The sequence below is a fragment of the Peribacillus sp. P4_C12 genome (assembly GCF_056402095.1).
On sequence record NZ_JBFUIB010000966.1, the window covers coordinates 1 to 925 of the forward strand.

1 protein-coding gene is annotated in these 925 nt (G+C 34.4%); it reads left to right on the forward strand.

All coding sequences use genetic code 11. The features are described from left to right. Positions 1–517: 517 nt before the first annotated feature. A partial coding sequence (locus AC1DUW_RS30605; RefSeq protein ID WP_477644418.1) for an MBL fold metallo-hydrolase occupies positions 518–925 on the forward strand: 408 nt, incomplete at its 3' end.

The following is a 925-nucleotide window of genomic DNA, read 5'->3' on the forward strand; positions in this document are numbered from 1 at the left end:
GAAAGCGAGTGCCTGGAGTGGAAATCAACGTTCGAATTTTTACAACCCCTTAAAAAAACTGTAGACAAACTCGATTTTCATCGAGTTTGTCTACAGTCTGGAAGAACTGCCATCATATAATGATGGCGGTTCTTTTTCATTAAGTTAACTAGTAGTGATTAAAATGGAATAAGCAAGATAAATGGCCTCTCTAATAGAATAATTTCTACAAGAATTGAATTTGATTTAAGATTATCGTGGTGCTTTATACAGCAACTCAACTATTTAAAGAAAATAATAATTTGATTTTTATAACATTATCGATAAATCCAAGGATATTGATTAKAGGAACATCAGAGTACGCGTCGAATTAATAAATTATATACTTTATTTAATAGTTACTTCTATTAACTAATTGCTTGAAAAGTTTGATAACCAAACAATCTCCCTTAAAAGGTATCGCGTAATTACTCGGCGATAAATAACGGGATTGGAATTCGAGAAGATAATCGATACTAAATTGGAAGGAGAATTAGACTTGCTGAATGAATTGGAAGTTACTCAAGTTACCATTCCATTGCCTTTTAGATTGGACCACGTTCATTGTTTTCTAGCAGAAGGTGAAAAAGGGTGGACAATTATTGATACAGGATTGAACAACAAAGTAACAAGGGATATATGGAATCCCATAATTGAAAAACACGATGTTAATGATATCGTACTTACTCATTATCATCCAGATCATTTCGGCTATGCTGGAACTTTACAAGCATTAACAGGTGCAGATGTTTGGATGACACAAGTGGATGAATTGGCGGGGACGACATATTGGGAACCTGGTTCACTACAATTCCTTAAGGGCAATTATGATGCATGCGGTATTATAGATGATAAAGCATCTGCCTTGTCCAGTGATGAAATTAGCTTTATCACACAGGTAAAACCC